Annotated in this window: 14 protein-coding genes; 10 read left to right on the forward strand and 4 right to left on the reverse strand. The window is 69.6% G+C overall.

Annotation, left to right across the window (positions count from 1 at the left end):
• Positions 1 to 23 precede the first annotated feature (23 nt).
• Positions 24 to 512 carry a hypothetical protein gene (locus ABT403_RS09995; protein WP_344166181.1) on the forward strand — a complete coding sequence of 163 codons (489 nt, stop codon included), beginning with the start codon at positions 24 to 26 and terminating at the stop codon, positions 510 to 512.
• An 8-nt stretch (positions 513 to 520) separates the two neighbouring features.
• Here the strand turns inward: ABT403_RS09995 and ABT403_RS10000 are convergent, their stop codons facing one another.
• The 3 genes from ABT403_RS10000 to ABT403_RS10010 all read right to left on the reverse strand — a co-directional run bounded on the left by ABT403_RS10000 (position 521) and on the right by ABT403_RS10010 (position 4142).
• Positions 521 to 1918 (reverse strand): cytochrome P450, encoded by a 1398-nt coding sequence (locus ABT403_RS10000; RefSeq protein WP_344166182.1) that lies wholly within the window; start codon positions 1916 to 1918, stop codon positions 521 to 523.
• 109 nt (positions 1919 to 2027) lie between these two features.
• A complete protein-coding gene (locus ABT403_RS10005; protein ID WP_344166183.1) occupies positions 2028 to 2450 on the reverse strand; it encodes an excalibur calcium-binding domain-containing protein in 423 nt (140 codons plus the stop codon).
• Positions 2451 to 2612: 162 nt separating this feature from the next.
• Positions 2613 to 4142 carry a helix-turn-helix domain-containing protein gene (locus ABT403_RS10010; RefSeq protein WP_344166184.1) on the reverse strand — a complete coding sequence of 510 codons (1530 nt, stop codon included), beginning with the start codon at positions 4140 to 4142 and terminating at the stop codon, positions 2613 to 2615.
• A gap of 463 nt (positions 4143 to 4605) precedes the next feature.
• Here ABT403_RS10010 and acnA point away from each other — a divergent pair, with 463 nt between their 5' ends.
• From acnA to ABT403_RS10030, 4 genes are all read left to right on the forward strand, one after another.
• Positions 4606 to 7320, forward strand: a complete 2715-nt coding sequence (acnA, locus tag ABT403_RS10015) for an aconitate hydratase AcnA (protein ID WP_344166185.1) — start codon at positions 4606 to 4608, stop codon at positions 7318 to 7320.
• 217 nt (positions 7321 to 7537) lie between these two features.
• Entirely contained in the window at positions 7538 to 8965 is a 1428-nt protein-coding gene (ngcE, locus tag ABT403_RS10020; RefSeq protein ID WP_344166186.1) for an N-acetylglucosamine/diacetylchitobiose ABC transporter substrate-binding protein, read from the forward strand.
• A gap of 39 nt (positions 8966 to 9004) precedes the next feature.
• Positions 9005 to 9949 carry a carbohydrate ABC transporter permease gene (locus ABT403_RS10025; protein WP_344166187.1) on the forward strand — a complete coding sequence of 315 codons (945 nt, stop codon included), beginning with the start codon at positions 9005 to 9007 and terminating at the stop codon, positions 9947 to 9949.
• A 12-nt stretch (positions 9950 to 9961) separates the two neighbouring features.
• Positions 9962 to 10888, forward strand: coding sequence for a carbohydrate ABC transporter permease (locus ABT403_RS10030; protein WP_344166188.1), 927 nt, complete (start codon positions 9962 to 9964; stop codon positions 10886 to 10888).
• 24 nt (positions 10889 to 10912) lie between these two features.
• On the opposite strand, the gene mgtA is transcribed toward ABT403_RS10030, so the two are convergent.
• Complete coding sequence (gene mgtA / locus ABT403_RS10035) at positions 10913 to 13636, reverse strand: magnesium-translocating P-type ATPase (RefSeq protein ID WP_344166189.1); 2724 nt, start codon at positions 13634 to 13636, stop codon at positions 10913 to 10915.
• A gap of 528 nt (positions 13637 to 14164) precedes the next feature.
• Between mgtA and ABT403_RS10040 the strand changes: the two genes are divergently transcribed.
• The 5 genes from ABT403_RS10040 (at position 14165) to dxs (ending at position 21084) form a co-directional block, all read left to right on the forward strand.
• Positions 14165 to 15379 carry an ROK family transcriptional regulator gene (locus ABT403_RS10040; protein WP_344166190.1) on the forward strand — a complete coding sequence of 405 codons (1215 nt, stop codon included), beginning with the start codon at positions 14165 to 14167 and terminating at the stop codon, positions 15377 to 15379.
• 118 nt (positions 15380 to 15497) lie between these two features.
• Positions 15498 to 16613 carry a sugar ABC transporter substrate-binding protein gene (locus tag ABT403_RS10045; protein ID WP_344166191.1) on the forward strand — a complete coding sequence of 372 codons (1116 nt, stop codon included), beginning with the start codon at positions 15498 to 15500 and terminating at the stop codon, positions 16611 to 16613.
• Between the two features lie 223 nt (positions 16614 to 16836).
• Positions 16837 to 17625: an ATP-binding cassette domain-containing protein gene (locus tag ABT403_RS10050; RefSeq protein ID WP_042818391.1), complete on the forward strand. Its 789-nt coding sequence runs from the start codon at positions 16837 to 16839 to the stop codon at positions 17623 to 17625.
• Positions 17622 to 18914, forward strand: coding sequence for a sugar ABC transporter permease (locus tag ABT403_RS10055; RefSeq protein WP_425580285.1), 1293 nt, complete (start codon positions 17622 to 17624; stop codon positions 18912 to 18914). Before ABT403_RS10050 ends, ABT403_RS10055 begins: the two co-directional genes overlap by 4 nt.
• Before the next feature lie 253 nt (positions 18915 to 19167).
• The gene (gene dxs / locus ABT403_RS10060; protein ID WP_344166192.1) at positions 19168 to 21084 is read left to right on the forward strand and encodes a 1-deoxy-D-xylulose-5-phosphate synthase; all 1917 of its coding nucleotides are present in this window, start codon (positions 19168 to 19170) and stop codon (positions 21082 to 21084) included.
• The last annotated feature ends 79 nt before the right edge of the window (positions 21085 to 21163 follow it).

Consider the following 21163-nt stretch of genomic DNA (forward strand, 5'->3'; position numbering starts at 1 on the left):
CATCGAACACCGGGGGGAAACCGATGCTCCGCACCATCCTGCGCGGCGCCGCCGTGACGGCCGTGACCGTCACCCTGGCGGCGCTCACCGTCTCCTGCGGCGAGGACGGCACCGACGGCGGCCACCGTCCCAAGGCCGCCTCCGCCGCGCTCGCCGCCTCCGCCTCCGCGGCCCCCGACCCGGGCCCGGCGGCGCCGCCCCCACAGCCCGAGAAGGTCCGGGACGCCTTCGCCGGGCTCCAGGCCACCCTCGCCGACTCCTGCACCCCGGCCAACTGTGCGTACCTCCTCGGCCGGGTCCACGACGAACTCCACCGCGTGGACCGTGCGATGAAGGCCGACCCCAAGGGCCCCGGCCACTTCCCCGAGCCGATCGCCCTGATCGCCCGGCTGGACCGGGAACTGGGCGCCGACCACGGCGTCGAGAACCTCAAGAGGCACCAGCCCGCGGTGTTCGGCGCCCGGGACGAGATCACCACCTGGATGCAGGACCACCCCGACGACTACCTCTGACCCCGCCGCTAACGTCCCACCGGGCGGATCCGGCAGCGCATCGGGCCCATGGCCCGCAGGGTGATACCGGCGTCCAGCGGCACCCGCGTGTCCACGGTCTCGATCTCGTACGCGCGCAGGAGCATCGCCAGCGCGATCACCGACTCCAGCATCGAGAAGTGCTGGCCGATGCAGGCGCGCGGCCCGCCCCCGAACGGGAACCAGGCGTAGCGGGGCCGGCCCGCCTCCGCCTCCGGCGTGAAGCGGTCGGGGTCGAAACGGTCCGGGTCGTCCCAGTAGCGGGGGTGGCGGTGCGTCACCCAGGGGGCCAGGATCACGGTGGCGCCCGCCGGAACGGCGTACCCGTCGATCGAGGTGGAGGCCACCGCGTTGCGGCCGAACACCGGCGCCGCCGGATACAGCCGCATCGCCTCCTTGAGCACCCGGGTGAGGTACGGCAGCCGGTCGAGGTCGGCGGCCTCCGGCGTACGGTCGCCCAGGACGCGGACGACCTCCTCGCGGGCCCGTGCCTGCTCCTCGGGGTGGCGGCCCAGCAGGTGCAGGGCGAAGGCCAGCGAGGTGGCGGTCGTCTCGTGCCCGGCCAGCAGGAAGATCAGCACCTGGTCGCGCAGCTCGGCGGCGTCGAAGGCCGCCTCGTCCGTGCTCCGCGCCCCGGCGAGCAGGGTCAGCAGGTCCTCGCCGGGATCCCCGTCCGCCCCCTCGGCCCCGTCCGCCCGCCGCCGCTCGGCGATGATCCGGTCGCAGACCCCGTACAGCTCCTCGATCGCGGCGGCCGCCCGCCGGTTGCCGGGGGTCGGCCAGGTCCGCGGGACGTTGAGGGGGGAGTAGCCGCGGCGCAGGACGTACTCCGTGATGACCGGAAAGCACCGGTGGACGACGTCCACGGTGGCGTCCACGTCGGCCCCGAACAGGATGCGGGACACCGCGCGCAGCGCCAGGTGCATCATCTCGTCCGAGACGTCCACGATCCCGTCCCGCGCCCCCGCCCAGGAGTCCAGGGTGCCCGCGGTCTCCCGCGCGACCGCCCCGGCGTAGCCGTCCACCCGCTTGCGGGTGAACAGCGGCTGCACCAGCCGGCGCTGGCGCAGGTAGTCCGCGTCCTGGGCGGTCAGCAGGCCGTTGCCGAAGGACTCGCGGATCTCCTCGTAGAAGGGGTTGTCCTTGCGGAAGTTCGCCGACTCCGAGGCGAGCACCTGCTGGGCCCCCTCGGCGGAGAACACGCAGTACATCTCCATGCGCAGGCCGGGCGGGCCGACGTCGATCCGTACGACGTCACCGTGGCGCCCCCGGGCGCGCAGATAGGTGCCGAGGGAGTCCGCCTTCAGATCGGGCAGCGACCCGAGCAGCGGCACCCCCTCCAGCACCGGTACCTCCGCACCCGCACCCGCACCCGTCTCCACCGCCATGGCCGCCCCCTCGACTCCGTACCGACGAGGGGATTGTGCCGCCCGGCCTCCCGTCCGGGCGAGCGCCGACGCGCCGGTCCGGCCGGATCCCGCCACCCGGACCGGCGGGCTACTTGTCGCAGGCGATGCCGTCCTTGTCCCGGTCGAGGGCGTCGCGGTAGCCGGGCTGGCCACGCCGGATGGGGGCCGCGCCGGCGGCCTTGGCGGCGTCGCAGTTCTTGTAGTAGACGGCCGAGGGCTCCTGCGTCCTCTCCTGCGGCTTGTCCGGCGCCGGGTACGCCGGGGCGTTCGACGGCTCGGCGGCCGGCGCGGGCCGGGACGGTATGCCCGCCGGCTTGGACGGCGCCCCGGCGGTCGCCGTCGGCGTGCCCGACGGCGACGCGGAGGCCGACGGGCTCGGCGAGGCCGAGGCCGAGGGGGAGGCCGTGGCCGTGGGCGAGGCAGTGGGGCCGCCGCTCGGGGCCCCCTTCCCGGGCGCCCCGTCCTCACAGCCCGCGAGCAACAGCACGACGGCACCCACGGCCGCCGCCACGGCGACCCTCCGACGATGCGACACGACAACCCCCCGAGACCGGCATCCGAAATCGCCGCAGCCTATGCGTACGGACGGCGGCGGGGCAGGCCGTTTCGAGTCATATTCCAACGGCATGTACGCAGGCGTGCGATCACGCCCCGCCGCCGGCCCCGGCTCCCCCTAGATGTCGCGGAAGATCTCGATCTGTGCGCCCACCGAGTTGAGGCGTTCCGCCAGTTCCTCGTAGCCGCGGTTGATGACGTAGACGTTGCGCAGCACCGACGTGCCCTCCGCCGCCATCATCGCCAGGAGGACGACCACCGCCGGGCGCAGGGCCGGCGGGCACATCATCTCGGCCGCGCGCCAGCGGGTCGGGCCCTCGACCAGGACGCGGTGCGGGTCCAGGAGCTGGAGGCGGCCGCCCAGGCGGTTGAGGTCCGTCAGGTAGATGGCGCGGTTGTCGTACACCCAGTCGTGGATCAGGGTCTGGCCCTGGGCCACCGCCGCGATGGCGGCGAAGAAGGGGACGTTGTCGATGTTCAGCCCGGGGAAGGGCATCGGGTGGATCTTGTCGATCGGCGCTTCGAGCTTGGAGGGGCGGACCGTGAGGTCGACCAGGCGGGTGCGGCCGTTGTCGGCGACGTACTCCGCGGAGCGGTCGTGGTCCAGGCCCATCTCCTCCAGGACCGCCAGCTCGATCTCCATGAACTCGATCGGCACCCGGCGGATGGTGAGCTCGGACTCGGTGACGACGGCGGCGGCCAGCAGGCTCATGGCCTCGACCGGGTCCTCGGAGGGGGAGTAGTCCACGTCCACGTCGATGACCGGGACGCCGTGCACGGTCAGGGTGGTGGTGCCGATGCCTTCCACCTTCACGCCCAGCGCCTCCAGGAAGAAGCACAGGTCCTGGACCATGTAGTTGGACGAGGCGTTGCGGATGACGGTCACGCCGTCGTGGCGGGCCGCGGCCAGCAGGGCGTTCTCGGTGACCGTGTCCCCGCGCTCGGTCAGGACGATCGGGCGGCCGGGGGAGACGCCCGGTTCGACCTTCGCGTGGTAGATGCCCTCGGTCGCGGTGATGTCCAGGCCGAAGCGGCGCAGGGCGATCATGTGCGGCTCGATGGTGCGGGTGCCGAGGTCGCAGCCGCCGGCGTAGGGCAGGCGGAAGTGATCCATCCGGTGGAGCAGCGGGCCGAGGAACATGATGATGCTGCGGGTGCGGACGGCCGCCTCCGCGTCGATGGCGTCCATGTCGAGGACGGCCGGCGGGATCAGCTCCAGGTCCACGCCGTCGTTGATCCAGCGGGTGCGGACGCCGATGGAGTTGAGGACCTCCAGGAGCCGGTAGACCTCCTCGATGCGGGCCACGCGGCGCAGCACCGTACGGCCCTTGTTGAGCAGCGAGGCGCACAGCAGGGCGACGCAGGCGTTCTTGCTCGTCTTGACGTCGATCGCGCCGGAGAGGCGGCGGCCGCCGACCACGCGCAGGTGCATCGGGCCGGCGTAGCCCAGGGAGACGATTTCGCTGTCGAGCGCTTCACCGATTCGGGCGATCATCTCAAGGCTGATGTTCTGGTTGCCGCGCTCGATGCGGTTCACCGCGCTCTGGCTGGTGCCGAGTGCTTCGGCGAGCTGGGTCTGGGTCCAGCCCCGGTGCTGCCGGGCGTCACGGATGAGCTTGCCGATGCGTACGAGGTAGTCGTCTGCCATGGGGGCACGGTATCTCAGATATGAGATGGTGATCGCATCGTGCGGCGCGGATGGGTGAATTGCGCGCTTTACTGGTCAGATCGGGCTTACCGGTCGTCAGGTCGCCGCCGGGGGCAGGGGTGTGGCGCCCTCACCCCGGACGGCGGCGTACGCGGCCGCTTGGCCGGAACCCGCTCCACCGGACCTCGTCCCTCCGTTGAGGGCGTCGTGACGAGATGTGCGGCAGCGGTGGACGGCGAGTGGGGGCGGCGCGACGTGCCGAGACGGACGCGGAGGCGTGCTGACCCGAGGCGCGGCCATGTACTAGAGTTATCTCGACATCGAGATATCTGCCGAAGGCGCACCGCAGCCGCCCCCGTGCGGGTAAGGGTTACCTAACTTAGCCTTACCTTAGCGGATTGGCCACAGGGCGTGGCGGCAGGATGCGGTCATACGCGCGAAATCATGCATGAAGGAGACTGTCGTGTCGGCGAACAGCTTCGACGCCCGCAGCACGCTGCAGGTGGGCGACGAGTCGTACGAGATCTTCCGGCTGGACAAGGTCGAGGGCGCCGCGCGCCTTCCCTACAGCCTGAAGGTCCTGCTGGAGAACCTGCTCCGCACCGAGGACGGCGCGAACATCACCGCCGACCACATCCGGGCGCTCGGCGGCTGGGACTCCCAGGCGCAGCCCAGCCAGGAGATCCAGTTCACGCCGGCCCGCGTGATCATGCAGGACTTCACCGGCGTTCCCTGCGTCGTGGACCTCGCCACCATGCGTGAGGCCGTCAAGGAGCTCGGCGGCGACCCGTCCAAGGTCAACCCGCTCTCCCCGGCCGAGCTGGTCATCGACCACTCGGTCATCGCCGACAAGTTCGGCACCAAGGACGCGTTCTCCCAGAACGTGGAGCTGGAGTACGGCCGCAACAAGGAGCGCTACCAGTTCCTGCGCTGGGGCCAGACCGCCTTCGACGACTTCAAGGTCGTCCCCCCGGGCACCGGCATCGTGCACCAGGTCAACATCGAGCACCTGGCCCGCACGGTCATGGTCCGGAACGGCCAGGCGTACCCCGACACCCTCGTCGGCACCGACTCGCACACCACCATGGTCAACGGCCTCGGCGTGCTCGGCTGGGGCGTCGGCGGCATCGAGGCCGAGGCCGCGATGCTCGGCCAGCCGGTCTCCATGCTGATCCCGCGCGTCGTCGGCTTCAAGCTGACCGGCGAGCTGCCGACCGGCACCACCGCCACCGACCTGGTGCTCACCATCACCGAGATGCTGCGCAAGCACGGCGTCGTCGGCAAGTTCGTCGAGTTCTACGGTGAGGGCGTCGCCGCCACCTCCCTCGCGAACCGCGCCACCATCGGCAACATGTCGCCGGAGTTCGGCTCCACCGCCGCGATCTTCCCGATCGACGACGAGACCCTGAAGTACCTGCGCCTGACGGGCCGCGACGCCCAGCAGGTCGCGCTGGTCGAGGCCTACGCCAAGGAGCAGGGCCTCTGGCTGGACCCGAAGGCCGAGCCGGACTTCTCCGAGAAGCTGGAGCTGGACCTCTCCACGGTCGTCCCGTCCATCGCCGGCCCGAAGCGCCCGCAGGACCGCATCGTCCTGGCCAACGCCGCGCAGCAGTTCGCCGTGGACGTCCTGAACTACGTCGACGACGCCGACGAGGCGGGCAAGGAGTCCTTCCCGGCCTCCGACGCCCCGGCCGCCACCAACGGCGTCCCGAGCCGCCCGACCCAGGTCACCCTGGCCGACGGCACCTCCTTCGAGATCGACCACGGCGCCGTCACCGTCGCCGCGATCACCTCCTGCACCAACACCTCGAACCCCTACGTCATGGTCGCCGCGGCGCTCGTGGCCAAGAAGGCGGTCGAGAAGGGCCTGACCCGCAAGCCGTGGGTCAAGACCACCCTGGCCCCGGGCTCGAAGGTCGTCACCGACTACTTCGACAAGGCCGGCCTGACCCCGTACCTCGACAAGATGGGCTTCAACCTCGTCGGGTACGGCTGCACCACCTGCATCGGAAACTCCGGTCCGCTGGACGAGGAGATCTCGAAGGCGATCAACGAGCACGACCTCGCGGTCACCTCGGTCCTCTCGGGCAACCGCAACTTCGAGGGCCGCATCAACCCCGACGTCAAGATGAACTACCTGGCCTCCCCGCCGCTGGTCGTCGCGTACGCCATCGCGGGCTCCATGAAGGTGGACATCACGACGGACGCCATCGGCACCGACACCGAGGGCAACCCGGTCTTCCTCAAGGACATCTGGCCCTCCGAGGCCGAGGTCAACGACGTCGTGGCCAACGCCATCGGCGAGGACATGTTCTCGAAGTCCTACCAGGACGTCTTCGCGGGTGACGCCCAGTGGCAGGCGCTGCCGATCCCGACCGGCAACACCTTCGAGTGGGACGCCGAGTCCACCTACGTCCGCAAGCCCCCCTACTTCGAGGGCATGACGATGGAGACCACCCCGGTCTCCGACATCGCCGGCGCCCGCGTGCTGGCGAAGCTGGGCGACTCGGTCACCACCGACCACATCTCCCCGGCGGGTGCGATCAAGGCCGACACCCCGGCCGGCAAGTACCTCACGGAGCACGGCGTCGAGCGCCGCGACTTCAACTCGTACGGTTCCCGCCGCGGCAACCACGAGGTCATGATCCGCGGTACCTTCGCCAACATCCGCCTGCGCAACCAGATCGCGCCGGGCACCGAGGGCGGCTTCACCCGCGACTTCACCGTCGAGGGCGCGCCGGTCTCCTTCATCTACGACGCCTCGCAGAACTACCAGGCCGCCGGCATCCCGCTCGTCATCCTGGCGGGCAAGGAGTACGGCTCGGGCTCGTCCCGCGACTGGGCCGCCAAGGGCACCGCGCTGCTCGGCGTCAAGGCCGTCATCGCCGAGTCCTACGAGCGCATCCACCGCTCCAACCTGATCGGCATGGGCGTCCTCCCGCTCCAGTTCCCCGAGGGCGCCACCGCGGCCTCCCTGGGCCTCACCGGCGAGGAGACCTTCTCCTTCACCGGTGTGGAGGAGCTGAACAACGGCACCACCCCGCGCACGGTCAAGGTCACCACCGACACCGGTGTCTCCTTCGACGCGGTCGTCCGCATCGACACGCCGGGTGAGGCGGACTACTACCGCAACGGCGGCATCATGCAGTACGTCCTCCGCAACCTCATCCGCGGCTAAGGGCGCGCCAGGCGGAGCGATCCGCCGGTTATCGGCACCATAGGGCCGTACCCCCTCAAGGGGGTGCGGCCCTTCCGCTTTCCGGAGCGGGGGAATCAGATGACGGACAGGTCTCAACTCGGAAAAGCCGGGAACGATCCTTGTGCACGATCTTGCTGAGCGAAGCGGAAGTGGACTATACCTGTGCCCCAATCCTGACGAAGGCGAGGACTTGAGCATGGGATCCACCGGTGAGGGCCTCGGCCGCCGCGATCTGATCAAGCGCTCCGCAGCGCTCGGACTGATCGCCGTGCCGACGATGAGCTTCCTGTCCGCCTGCGCCTCCGGCGGCGGGGACACCTCCACGAAGGGCCCGGACAAGGGGCCCGTGTCCAAGGAGAACCCGTTCGGAGTCGCCAAGGGCGGCAAACTGGACGTGGTCGTCTTCAAGGGCGGGTTCGGCGACGACTACGCCAAGGCCTGGGAGGCGGCCTTCGACAAGAAGTGGGGCACCACCAGCTCCCACCTGGGCACCCAGGAGATCGCCGCCAAGCTCCAGCCGCGGTTCAACGGGGGCAACCCGCCGGACGTCATCGACGACTCGGGCGCCCAGCAGATCAAGGTCGACGTCCTCGCCAAGGGCGGCCAGCTCGCCGACCTCACCGGGGTCCTCGACGCCCCCTCCCTCGACGACCCGAACAAGAAGGTGCGCGACACCCTGATCGCGGGCACCGTCGAACAGGGCACCCAGGGCGGCAAGTTCGTCTCCCTGAACTACGTCTACACCGTCTTCGGCCTCTGGTACTCCGGCAAGCTCTTCAAGGAGAAGGGCTGGACCGAGCCCAAGACCTGGGACGAGTTCCTGGGCATCTGCGCCAAGGCCAAGGAGGCCGGCATCGGCGGCCTGGCCCACCAGGGGAAGTACCCCTACTACATCAACGTAGTGATCATGGACCTGATCGCCAAGAAGGGCGGTCTGGAGGCCATGAAGGCCATCGACAACCTCGCCCCCAACGCCTTCGAGGGCAACCCGGCCGCCCTGGCCGCCGTCGAGGCCGTCTACGAGGTGGTCGAGAAGGGCTACCTGATGCCCGGCACCAACGGCCTCACCCACACGGAGTCGCAGACCGCCTGGAACCAGTACAAGGCCGCCTTCATCCCCTCCGGATCCTGGCTGGAGAACGAGCAGCTCAAGCAGACCCCCGAGGACTTCGACATGAAGTTCCTCCCGGTCCCGGTCCTCGCCGACAGCAAGCTGCCCTTCACCGCCATCCGGGCGGGCGCGAACGAGCCCTTCATCGTCCCGGAGAAGGCCGCCAACAAGGCCGGCGGCCTGGAGTTCCTGCGCTCGATGCTCTCCCGCGAATGGTCGACCATCTTCGCCCAGCAGGCCAACTCCCTCACCGTCGTCAAGGACGGCGTCGACCCGAGCGTCAAGCTCCGCCCGGGCACCCAGTCGGCCGTGGCCGCCGTCAAGGCCGCCGGGGCGGACACCTTCAACTACCTGTACCCCGACTGGTACAGCGAGATGGACACCGAGATCCAGAACGCGTCCAACGAGCTGATGGCCCAGCGCATCCAGCCGAAGGAGTGGATCAAGCGGGCCCAGGCCGCGGTGGACAAGGCCGCCAAGGACCCGGCCGCCAAGAACAACCACCGCAGCTGACCCCACGTCCAACCGGCGGCGTCACCAGGGACGGACACCATGAGCCAAGTAGCCCGGAGCAAGGGACGGATCGGCTTCATCGCCGGCTTCCTCGTCCTGCCGCTCGCGCTGTACCTGACCTTCGTCATCTGGCCGTACGTACAGACGTTCGGCTATTCCTTCACCAACTGGTCCGGCCAGTCCCCGACGTTCGACTTCGTCGGCCTGGAGAACTACTCGGCCCTGATGGAGGACGAGGTCTTCCGCGGCGCCCTGTGGCACAACCTGCTGCTCCTGGTGTTCGTCCCCGTCATCACCATCCTGCTCGCCCTCTTCTTCGCCTTCATGGTGAACGCGGGAGGGCGCAGCGGGGCCGGCGGGGTGCGGGGCGTCCGGGGCTCGGGCCTCTACAAGATCGTCTACTTCTTCCCGCAGGTCCTCTCCCTCGCCATCCTCGCGGTCCTCTTCGGAGCCGTGTACCGCAGTGACGCGGGCGGCCTGCTGAACGGATTCCTCGCCCGGATCGGCCTCGTCGACCCGGCCCACCCCGTCGAATGGCTCAACCAGCCGAACCTGGTCCTGTGGTGCCTGCTCCTCGTGGTGGTCTGGCACGGGGTCGGCTTCTACCTGGTCCTCTTCTCGGCCGCCATGCAGTCCGTGCCCAAGGACATCTACGAGGCCGCACTGCTCGACGGCGCGGGGCGCGCCCAGACCTTCCTGCGGGTCACGCTGCCCCTGCTGTGGGACTCCGTGCAGACCTCGGCGGTCTACCTCGGCATCGCCGCCATGGACATGTTCGTCCTGGTGTCCACCATGACCTCCGGCCAGTTCGGCGGCGGCCCGGACCACCACAGCGAGGTCATGGCGACCGTGCTGATGCGCAACTTCCTCTACTTCGGCAAGAGCGGCTACGCGTGCGCCATGGGCGTCGTGATGCTGCTCCTGACCATGATCCTCTCCGTCGTCACGCTGCGCGCCACCCGCCGCGAGCGCATCGAGTTCTGAGCGGGAGACCCGATGACCACAATGATCAAGGCGCCCGGCGAATCCGCCGCCGAGCGGTCCCGGCCGGGCGGCCGCCCCGGGGGCGGCGGCAAGGCCCGCTCCGAGGGCATGGTGCTGAACGTCTTCTCCCACGGCTTCCTCGCCGTGTGGGCGATACTGATCGTGCTGCCGCTCGTCTGGCTGGCGCTCGGTTCCTTCAAGACCGATTCCCAGATCGGCGCCTCCGCCCTGAGCTGGCCGTCCAACTGGCACTTCGACGCCTTCGGCCGGGCCTGGGACAAGGGCATCGGCGGCTACTTCGGCCACACCCTCATCGTGCTGGCCTTCTCCGTACCGTTGACCATGCTGCTCGGCTCGATGGCGGCGTACGTCCTGGCCCGCTACCCCTTCCCGGGGAACCGGATCATCTACTACTTCTTCGTCAGCGGGGCCATGTTCCCCGTGTTCCTTGCGCTGGTACCGCTGTTCTTCATGGTCAAGCGCCTGGACATGCTGAACACCTACCAGGGCCTGATCCTGGTCTACGTCGCCTACTCGATGCCCTTCACCGTCTTCTTCATGCACTCCTTCTTCCGCACCCTGCCGACGGCGGTGCACGAGGCGGCGGTGATCGACGGGGCCTCCGACACCCGGATCTTCTTCCAGGTGATGCTGCCGATGGCCAAGCCCGGACTGATCAGCGTGGGGATATTCAATGTCCTGGGCCAGTGGAACCAGTACATCCTGCCCTCCGTGCTGATGCAGCCCCAGAGCGGATCGGACCCCGAGCGCTACATGCTCACCCAGGGCCTGATCCAGCTCCAGTACCAGATGGGCTACGAGACGGACCTGCCGGTGCTGTTCGCCGGCGTGACCATCGCGATGATCCCGATGCTGGTGGTCTACCTGTCCTTCCAGCGCCAGATCCAGGCCGGGCTGACCTCGGCCACCCTCAAGTAGCCGCTCCCGGCCGGCCCGGGCCCGCTACAGCCAGGTGCCGAAGCGCTTGATGTAGCGGGTCTTCACCAGCTGGGTCAGCGTGCAGTACGCGAGGAGCACGCCGGTCAGCCAGGGGAAATACCCGGCCGGCAGGGCGGTGAAGCCCAGCGCGGGGGCCAGCGGCGAGAACGGCAGCCACAGGCCCGTCAGCACCGCCAGGACGGTCATCACCATCACCGGCCAGGAGGCGCGGGACCGGATGAAGGGGATCTTGCGGGTCCGGATCATGTGGACGACGAGGGTCTGCGAGAGCAGGCCCTCGACGAACCAGCCGGTCTGGAAGAGCGAGGCCTCGCCCACGGTGTTCGCGGCGAACACATTCCACATGACCACGAACATGGTGATGTCGAAGATCGAGCTGATGGGTCCGATCGTCACCATGAAGCGGAGGATGCCCTTGGCGTCCCAGTTCCGAGGCTTGCGCAGGTACTCCTCGTCCATCCGGTCCCAGGGCGTGGCCAGCTGGGAGATGTCGTAGACCAGGTTCTGCACCAGCAGCATGATCGCGAGCATCGGCTGGAAGGGGATGAAGGCGCTCGCCACCAGCACCGAGAAGACGTTGCCGAAGTTCGACGAGGCCGTCATCTTGATGTACTTGATCGTGTTGCCGAAGGTGGTGCGGCCCTGGACCACGCCCTGCTCCAGGACGGTCAGGTCCTTCTCCAGCAGGATGATGTCCGCCGACTCCTTGGCGATGTCGACGGCGGTGTCGACGGAGATGCCGACGTCGGCGTCGCGCAGCGCCGCCGCGTCGTTGATGCCGTCCCCGAGGAAGCCGACCGTGTGGCCGTCCGCCTGCAGGGCCCGGACGATCCGGGCCTTCTGGACCGGGTTGACCTTGGCGAAGACCGTCGTACGCGCGGCCAGTGCGTGCAGTGCGCTCTCGTCGAGGGCGTCCACCTCGGCGCCGGTGACCACGTGGCCCACCTCGATGCCGACGTCGGCGCAGACCCGCGCCGCGACCAGCTCGTTGTCGCCGGTGACCACCTTCACCGCGATGCCCTTGTCGGCCAGGCCCTGCAGGGCCCGGGCGGCGGAGGCCTTCGGCGGGTCGAGGAAGGCGAGGAAGCCGACCAGGGTCAGCCGGTCCTCGTCCGCGACGGTGTAGGTGTCGCGCGGCTCCGCGATCCGGCGGGTGGCCACGGCCAGGACGCGCAGGCCCCTGCGGTTGTCGTCCTCGGCGACGGCGGTGACGTACCGGCGCAGCTCCCCGGTGAGTTCGACGGTCTCACCCCGGTCCCTCATGTGGGTGCAGAGGCCCAGGACCTCCTCGACCGCACCCTTGGTGATCATCACGTGCTCGGCGCGGCCGGGGCCGGTGACCATCGCGTTGCGGTTCAGGACCACGGACATCCGCCGTCGGGCGAAGTCGAAGGGGATCTCGTCGACCATCGTGAACCGTGCGTCGACGACAACCTCCTCGGCCTCGTTCACACGGTCGATGACCGCCTGGTCCAGCAGGTTGCGCAGGCCGGTCTGGAAGTGGGCGTTGAGGTAGCCGTACTCCAGGACCTCGCCGTCCTCGTCGCCGTGCACGTCGAGGTAGCGGTCGAGGACGATGCGGTCCTCGGTGAGGGTGCCGGTCTTGTCCGTGCAGAGCACGTCCATGGCGCCCAGGTTCTGGATGGCGCCCAGCCGCTTGACGACGACCTTGCGCCGGGACATGGCCACCGCGCCGCGCGCCAGGTTGGCGGAGACGACCATCGGCAGCATCTCGGGCGTCAGGCCCACCGCGACGGCGACACCGAACAGGAAGGCCTCGCTCCAGTCGCCCTTGGTGAGGCCGTTGATCACGAAGACGACGGGGACCATCACCAGCATGAAGCGGATCAGCAGGAAGCTGACCCTGCGCACGCCGTGGTCGAAGTTGGTCTGCGGGCGCTCACCGACGAGGGTGCCGGCCATGGAGCCGAAGTAGGTGTCCGTGCCGGTCGCGACGACCACGCCGGTGGCGGTGCCGGAGGTGACCGACGTCCCCATCAGGCAGAGGTTGTCCGCCTCCACCGGGTCGGTGGTCGCGTGCTGGCCGAGGTCCTCCGCGCCGCCGCTGTCGGCCTTGGCCACCGGCAACGACTCGCCGGACAGGGCCGCCTGGCTGACCATCAGGTCCTTGGAGGTGAGCAGCCGCAGGTCGGCCGGGATCAGGTCGCCGGCCGCCAGCCGGACGAGGTCGCCGGGGACCACCTGGTCCATCGGGAGTTCGAGCGTGGTCGGGACCGAGCCGCCGCCGGCCCGGCGCCGCACCGCGCAGGTGGTGGTGACGAGCTTCTTCAGGGCGTCGGCGGCGCGGCCGGAACGGTACTCCTGCCAGAACCGCAGCAGCCCGCTGACCGCCACCATCACCGAGAGGATGAGGACGCCGGGGTCGCCCGGGTCCTGCCAGAACATGACGGCGGCCAGGAAGACCAGGACGCCGATGAAGGGGTTCCAGAACGCCTTCGCGAGCTGCGCCGTCCAGTGCGGGGCGCGTTCCCGCGCGACGACGTTGGCGCCGTGCAGACCCAGGCGGCGCACGGCCTCGCCGTGGGTGAGGCCGCCGCGGGAGGTGTCCACGTCCTGGAGGACCAGGGCGGCCGGGCGGGCGCTGACGGCGGCGAGGCGCTCGCCGGCGAGGCGGGTGGCGGACTCCAGCTCGGCGGCCTTGCGCTCGCGGCGGGTCCGGCCCGGCGGTGCGAGCTTCGCCGGGGTACGGGGGGTGAGCATGGTCATGACGAATACCTCCCTCCACCGCGTCCGGGCAGCGCGCGGCCGCGCGGTCACGTGGAGTGGTCATGGTGCGGCGCGGGGTGGCGGAAGCCGCCACGGGGTGCGCCGTGGACATGGATGACGTATGCCTGACAGGAGAGTCAGGGCATGCGAAAAGAGAGAAAAGAAGGGAAAACGGAGCGTTCCTGAACGGAACGGTCAGCCGACGAGAGCGCGGCGAAGACTTCGATCGGGACTCATCCCGAACACCTCCTCGCGTCGCGCCGTCAGTACGCGGCGCCAGGTCCGGCCTGAAGGCCGCAGAGGACCGGCGCCTCAGCGACCGTAACACGGATCCCGGAGGGCGGTGTTCATCCTTTTGGCCGGTCGTGTCCGTTTCGGCATGTGTCCGGCCCTTGACGCCAGAGGGGGCCAAAGGCTCGACTTAAGGTTCACAAGTTGGAGAGACGCCGGGGTCTCGGAGTACGCAGCCGTGACGACCGGCCGGGGGGCGACGGATGGCCGTCGCTTATGGGCAGGAGTGGATGAGTCGTGCAGACTCCCGGATCGCAGTCCTCACTGCATCGCGCGAATCTGGAGCGGGTCGTGCGGGCGGTGCGCCTCGCGGGTTCGCTGACCCAGGCGGAGATCGCCCGCACCACCGGACTGTCGGCGGCCACGGTCTCCAACATCGTCCGGGAGCTCAAGGAGGGCGGGACCGTCGAGGTCACCGACACCTCGGCGGGCGGCCGGCGGGCGCGCAGCGTCTCGCTCAGCGGGGACGCGGGCATCGTGATCGGCGTGGATTTCGGCCACACCCACCTGCGGGTGGCCGTCGGCAACCTCGCGCACCAGGTGCTGGCCGAGGAATCCGAGCCGCTGGACGTGGACGCCTCCTGGGTGGACGGCTTCGACCGGGCGGAAGCGCTGGTCGGACGGCTGGTCCAGCAGGTCGACGTGGCCCGTGACAAGGTCATCGGCGTCGGGCTCGGCGTCCCCGGCCCCATCGACGTGGAGTCCGGAACGCTCGGCTCCACCGCGATCCTGCCGGGCTGGGCGGGGATCAATCCGCGCCAGGAGCTCTCCCGGCGCCTGGGCGTGCCCGTCTACGTGGACAACGACGCGAACCTCGGCGCGCTGGGCGAGCTGGTGTGGGGGAGCGGGCGCGGGGTCAGGGACCTGGCGTACATCAAGGTGGCGAGCGGTGTGGGCGCCGGCCTGGTGATCAACGGGCAGATCTACCGGGGTCCCGGCGGCACCGCCGGGGAGATCGGGCACATCACCCTGGACGAGTCGGGCCCGGTCTGCCGCTGCGGCAACCGCGGCTGCCTGGAGACCTTCGCCGCCGCCCGCTACGTGCTGCCCCTGCTCCAGGGCAGCCACGGCCCGGAGCTGACGATGGAGAAGGTGGTGGAGCTGGCCCGGGAGGGCGACCCGGGCTGCCGCCGGGTCATCGCCGACGTGGGCCGGCACGTGGGCAGCGGCGTGGCCAGCCTCTGCAACCTCCTGAACCCGAGCCGGATCGTGCTCGGCGGCTCGCTGGCGGAGGCCGGTGAGCTGGTCCTATCGCCGATCCGGGAATCCGTGGGGCGGTACGCCATCCCCAGCGCGGCCCGGCAGCTGTCCGTACTGACGGGCTCCCTGGGCGCTCGTGCGGAAGTACTCGGCGCACTCGCCCTCGTACTCAGTGAAATGGGCGATTCGACGGTTTTGGCGGAAAATGGGATTGGGATGCGAGCCCCCGCCGCCGTGTCTTCATTTAGATAACGGATGACTCCGTTGTCATCTCGTTAAGGATTCACTCCTTGACGGCAAACTCGCGGCCGGGGTTGACTCACATCCACCTCGGCCGCAGCGTTGCGGCCTCGTCAGGGAGGTTCACTTCATGAACACGCGTATGCGTAGAGCCGCCGTTGCCGTAGCCGCCGGCGCCATGGCCGTCTCGCTGGCCGCCTGTGGCAGTGCCAAGGAGGCTGGGGGCGGCGAGAAGAAGCCCTCCGGCGCCGCCGCCGGTGACGCGATCAAGGTCGGGCTGCTCCTGCCGGAGAACCAGACCGCGCGCTACGAGAAGTTCGACAAGCCGCTGATCGAGAAGAAGATCTCGGATCTCACGGGCGGCAAGGCCCAGGTGGTCTACGCGAACGCCAAGCAGGACGCGACCACGCAGAACTCCCAGGTCGACACGATGATCACCAACAAGGTGAACGTCCTCATCATCGACGCCGTGGACGCCAAGGCCATCGCGGGCTCGGTCAAGAAGGCCAAGGACGCCGGCATCCCGGTCGTCGCCTACGACCGCCTGGCGGAGGGCCCGATCGACGCCTACACCTCCTTCGACAACGAAGAGGTCGGCAAGGTGCAGGGCAAGGCCCTGCTGGAGGCCCTGGGCGACAAGGCCAAGGACGGCCAGATCGTCATGATGAACGGCTCCGTCACCGACCCGAACGCCGCGCTGTTCAAGAAGGGCGCGCACTCCGTCCTCGACGGCAAGGTGACCATCGGCAAGGAGTACGACACCAAGGAGTGGAAGCCGGAGAACGCCAACACCAACATGGCGGGCGCCCTCTCCGCGCTCGGCAAGGACAAGGTGATCGGCGTCTACTCCGCCAACGACGGCATGGCCGGCGGCATCATCACCGCCCTCAAGGCGGCCGGCCTGAACCCCCTTCCCCCGGTCACCGGCCAGGACGCCGAACTCGCCGGAGTCCAGCGCATCGTCGCGGGCGAGCAGTTCATGAGCGTCTACAAGCCGTACGCCCCCGAGGCCGCGGCCGCCGCCGAGATGGCCGTGGCCCTCGCCCAGGGCAAGAAGGCCGACGACATCATCAACAACAAGGTCGACAGCCCGACCACCAAGGGTGTCCCCTCCGTGCTGATCCCGGTCGTCTCGCTGACCAAGGCCAACATCAAGGACACCGTCGTCAAGGACGGGGTCTACACGGTCGACGAGATCTGCACCGACAAGTACGCGGCCGCCTGCGCCACCCTCGGCCTCAAGTAAGGCCCCCGGCCCCTCGCCCCCTCCGCGGCGACCCGGCCCCCCGCCCTGCCCGGCGCCCCGCTCCTCATACCCCCGCCACCCGCGGGGCGCCGGGCAGGAACGTTTCACCTTTCGCTCCACGTATCCGCGTACCCGCGGAATTGCGTATCCCGTATCCCGTATCCCCATCCGCCCCGCTCCTGCTCTTTTGCACGACATCCCCGCCGGTCAGGCGGCGAAGGAGATGGTTCATGTGTCCGCTGCGCCCGTGCTGGCGTTGCGAGGGGTCTCGAAGCGGTTCGGTGCCGTCCAGGCCCTGACCGACGTAGAACTCGAGATCCACTCCGGTGAGGTCGTCGCCCTGGTCGGCGACAACGGCGCCGGCAAGTCCACGCTGGTCAAGACGATCGCCGGCGTGCACCCCATCGATGACGGAGTCATCGAGTGGGAGGGCCGCCCGGTCTCCATCGGCAAGCCCCACGACGCCCAGAACCTCGGCATCGCGACCGTCTACCAGGACCTCGCGCTGTGCGACAACATCGACGTCGTCGGCAACCTCTTCCTGGGCCGCGAGCTCAAGCGCTACGGCGTGCTCGACGAGGTGGAGATGGAGCGCCGCGCCCGCGAGCTCCTCACCACCCTGTCCATCCGGATCCCCAGCGTCCGGATCCCCATCGCCTCGCTCTCGGGCGGCCAGCGCCAGACGGTGGCGATCGCCCGCTCGATGCTGGGCGAGCCCAAGCTCGTCATCCTCGACGAGCCCACCGCCGCCCTCGGCGTCGAGCAGACCGCCCAGGTCCTCGACCTGGTCGAACGGCTGCGCGAGCGTGGCCACGCGGTCATCCTCATCAGCCACAACATGGCCGACGTGAAGGCCGTCGCCGACAAGGTGGCGGTGCTGCGCCTGGGCCGCAACAACGGCGTCTTCAACGTCGCCGACACCTCGCAGGAAGAGATCATCTCCGCCATCACCGGGGCCACGGACAACGCCGTGACCCGCCGGGCGGCCCGCACCGGGGAGGCCCGCAAGTGAGCACCGAACACCACACCGCGGCGGAGGAAGTGGCCAGACTGGCCAACCCGGCCGCCCCGGCGGACGCCATACCCGCGGTGGACCCGCGCCTGCTCGTGCGCGAGCAGGGCCTGTCCGGCTACCTGAGCGAGTTCGGCCGCAAGATGAAGGCTGGCGACCTGGGCTCGATCCCGGTCGTCCTCGGCCTGATCATCATCTGGGGCATCTTCCAGGGACTGAATTCGAACTTCCTCTCCCCGGAGAACCTCTCCAACATCGCGATCACGATGGTCGCCACCGGCATGATGGCCGTCGGCATCATCTTCGTCCTGCTGCTCGGCGAGATCGACCTCTCGGTCGGCTCCGTCAGCGGCGTCTCGGGCGCGATCGTCGCCGTCCTCGCCGTCACCCACGGCGTCAACGAATGGCTCGCGATCCTCGCCGCCGTCGCCGGCGGCGCCCTGATCGGCGCACTGCACGGCTTCTTCTTCGCCAAGATCGGCGCCCCCGCCTTCGCGGTCACCCTCTCGGGCCTGCTCTTCTGGTCCGGCGCCATGCTCCAGATCCTCGGCAGCAACGGCACCATCAACCTCGACCCCGACGGCGTGGTCGGCAAGCTCACCACGTACTACTTCTCGGACGTGGCCGCCGGCTACGGCCTCGCCGCGGTCGCCGTGGTGGCGTACTTCCTCGCCTCCTACACCGACAACCGCCGCCGGGAGGCCGCCGGGGTCCCCTCGCGGCCGCTGAGCGAGGTCCTGCTGCGCACGGGCCTGCTGGCCGTCTTCACCTTCGGCCCCGCCGTCGTGTTCAACCAGTACAAGGGCCTGCCCCTCGCGGTGGTCCTCTTCGTCCTGGCGCTGGTCGGCACGGACTTCGTGCTGCGCCGCACCACCTTCGGCCGCAACGTCTTCGCCCTCGGCGGCAGCGTCGAGGCCTCCCGCCGCGCCGGCATCAACGTCAACGGCATCCGCATCGCCGTCTTCGCCATCGCCGGCACCTTCGCCGCCATCGGCGGGCTCTTCTGGGCCTCCAAGATCGCGGCGGCCAACCAGAGCGCCGGCGCCGGCGACCTGCTGATGAACGTCATCGCGGCGGCCGTCATCGGCGGCACCAGCCTCTTCGGCGGCCGCGGCCGGACCTGGAACGCCCTCCTCGGCGTCATGGTCATCACCTCCATCCAGTACGGTCTGGCCCTGGAGGGGATCGCGACCCCGATCCAGTACATGATCACCGGTGCCGTCCTGCTCGCCACCGTGGTCATCGACTCGGTCACCCGCAAGACCCAGAAGACGGCCGGACGCGCCTGACCGCGCGCCCGGGGCGTCACCCGGACGGTAAGACCCGTCACAGTGCCCGGTGCCACTCCGTGTGGCACCGGGCACCTGTGCGTACATATGTACGTACGGATGTGCGGTCATACGTCCGTTTGGGAGGTGTGACCGCGCCGTGAGGTGTACAGGTATGACAAAGGGTGTACCCCTCCCGGCACCGCCCGATGATTCCGCGCGCGAGCGGAACATTAGACTCGACAGACCAGCCAGCAACTGCAAGGAGGCACGGGTGCTGCTGACCCGCATCAAGGGACCGCGCGATCTGGACCGGCTCAGCCAGGAGGAGCTGATCCAGCTCGCCGCCGAGATCAGGTCCTTCCTGGTCGATGCCGTCTCCAAGACCGGCGGGCACCTCGGCCCCAACCTCGGCGTGGTCGAACTGACGATCGCCCTGCACCGGGTCTTCGAATCGCCGAAGGACAAGGTCCTCTTCGACACCGGGCACCAGGCCTACGTCCACAAGCTGCTCACCGGCCGCCAGGACTTCGCCGGCCTGCGCTCGAAGGGCGGCCTCTCCGGCTACCCCTCGCGCGCCGAGTCCGACCACGACGTGATCGAGAACTCGCACGCCTCGACGGTCCTCGGCTGGGCCGACGGCCTCGCCAAGGCCAACGAGGTCCTCGGCCGCGAGGACCACCACGTCGCCGCCGTCATCGGCGACGGCGCTCTGACCGGCGGTATGGCCTGGGAGGCGCTGAACAACATCGCCGCCGCCAAGGACCGTCCGCTCGTCATCGTCGTCAACGACAACGAGCGCTCCTACGGCCCCACCATCGGCGGCCTCGCGAACCACCTGGCCACCCTGCGCACCACGGACGGCTACGAGCGCTTCCTGGCCCGCGGCAAGGAGATCCTGGAGCGCACCCCCGTCGTCGGGAAGCCGCTCTTCGAGACCCTGCACGGCGCCAAGAAGGGCCTCAAGGACTTCATCGCCCCGCAGGGCATGTTCGAGGACCTCGGCCTGAAGTACATCGGCCCCATCGACGGCCACGACATCGAGGCCCTGGAGTCCGCCCTGACGCGCGCCAAGCGCTTCAGCGGGCCGGTCATCGTGCACTGCCTCACCCAGAAGGGCCGCGGCTACACCCCGGCCCTGGAGCACGAGGCAGACCGCTTCCACGCGGTCGGCGTGATCCACCCGGACACCGGCCTGCCGGTCAAGACCGCTGCCGCCAGCTGGACCTCCGTCTTCGCCGACGAGATGGTCAAGCTCGGCCACGAGCGCCCGGACATCGTCGGCATCACCGCCGCCATGCTCCACCCGGTCGGCCTCAACAAGTTCGCCGAGGCCTTCCCGGACCGGATCTACGACGTCGGCATCGCTGAGCAGCACGGCGCCACCTCGGCCGCGGGCCTGGCCACCGGCGGCGTCCACCCGGTTTTCGCCGTCTACGCGACCTTCCTCAACCGCGCCTTCGACCAGGTCCTCATGGACGTCGCCCTGCACAAGTGCGGGGTCACCTTCGTCCTGGACCGCGCCGGTGTCACCGGCGACGACGGCGCCTCCCACAACGGCATGTGGGACATGTCCATCCTCCAGGTCGTCCCCGGCCTGCGCCTGGCGGCCCCGCGCGACGCCGAGCAGCTGCGCGCCCAGCTCCGTGAGGCCGTCGAGGTCAAGGACGCCCCGACCGTCGTGCGCTACTCCAAGGGCGTCGTCGGCCCGGCCGTCCCGGCCGTCGGCAAGGTCGGCGGCATGGACGTGCTGCGCCTGCCGGCCCCCGAGGTCACCCGTCCGGACGTCCTGCTCGTCTCGGTCGGCGCGCTCGCCCCGATGTGCCTGGAGATCGCCGACCTGCTCGACAAGCAGGGCATCTCCACCACCGTGGTCGACCCCCGCTGGGTCAAGCCGGTCGACGAGGCCATGGCCCCGCTGGCCGACCGGCACCGGGTCGTCGTCACCGTCGAGGACAACGGCCGCACCGGCGGTGTCGGCGCCGCCGTCGCGCAGGCCCTGCGGGACGCGGGAGTGGACGTACCGCTGCGTGACTTCGGAATCCCGCAGCGGTTCCTCGACCACGCGCTCCGCAAGGAGATCATGGCCGAGATCGGTCTGACCGCCCCGGACATCGCCCGTCAGGTCACCGGCCTGGTGGCCAAGCTGGACGGGCGTTTCGAGAGCGAGCCGGCCGCCACCGTCGACTAGCCGCACGGCGGCCGGATCGCGCGGTTGCACCACACGGGCCGGGAGATCACCCTTGAAGGGTGGGCCTCCCGGCCCGTTC

Source organism: Streptomyces sp. NPDC000075 (assembly GCF_040301925.1).
Classification (GTDB): domain Bacteria; phylum Actinomycetota; class Actinomycetes; order Streptomycetales; family Streptomycetaceae; genus Streptomyces; species Streptomyces polychromogenes.

Coding starts and splice junctions, on each gene's coding strand:
- ABT403_RS09995 (WP_344166181.1), top strand. CDS start 24: ATGCTCCGCACCATCCTGCGCGGCGCCGCCGTGACGGCCGTGACCGTC.
- ABT403_RS10000 (WP_344166182.1), bottom strand. CDS start 1,918: ATGGCGGTGGAGACGGGTGCGGGTGCGGGTGCGGAGGTACCGGTGCTG.
- ABT403_RS10010 (WP_344166184.1), bottom strand. CDS start 4,142: ATGGCAGACGACTACCTCGTACGCATCGGCAAGCTCATCCGTGACGCC.
- ngcE (WP_344166186.1), top strand. CDS start 7,538: ATGGGATCCACCGGTGAGGGCCTCGGCCGCCGCGATCTGATCAAGCGC.
- ABT403_RS10025 (WP_344166187.1), top strand. CDS start 9,005: ATGAGCCAAGTAGCCCGGAGCAAGGGACGGATCGGCTTCATCGCCGGC.
- ABT403_RS10030 (WP_344166188.1), top strand. CDS start 9,962: ATGACCACAATGATCAAGGCGCCCGGCGAATCCGCCGCCGAGCGGTCC.
- mgtA (WP_344166189.1), bottom strand. CDS start 13,636: ATGACCATGCTCACCCCCCGTACCCCGGCGAAGCTCGCACCGCCGGGC.
- ABT403_RS10045 (WP_344166191.1), top strand. CDS start 15,498: ATGAACACGCGTATGCGTAGAGCCGCCGTTGCCGTAGCCGCCGGCGCC.
- ABT403_RS10050 (WP_042818391.1), top strand. CDS start 16,837: ATGGTTCATGTGTCCGCTGCGCCCGTGCTGGCGTTGCGAGGGGTCTCG.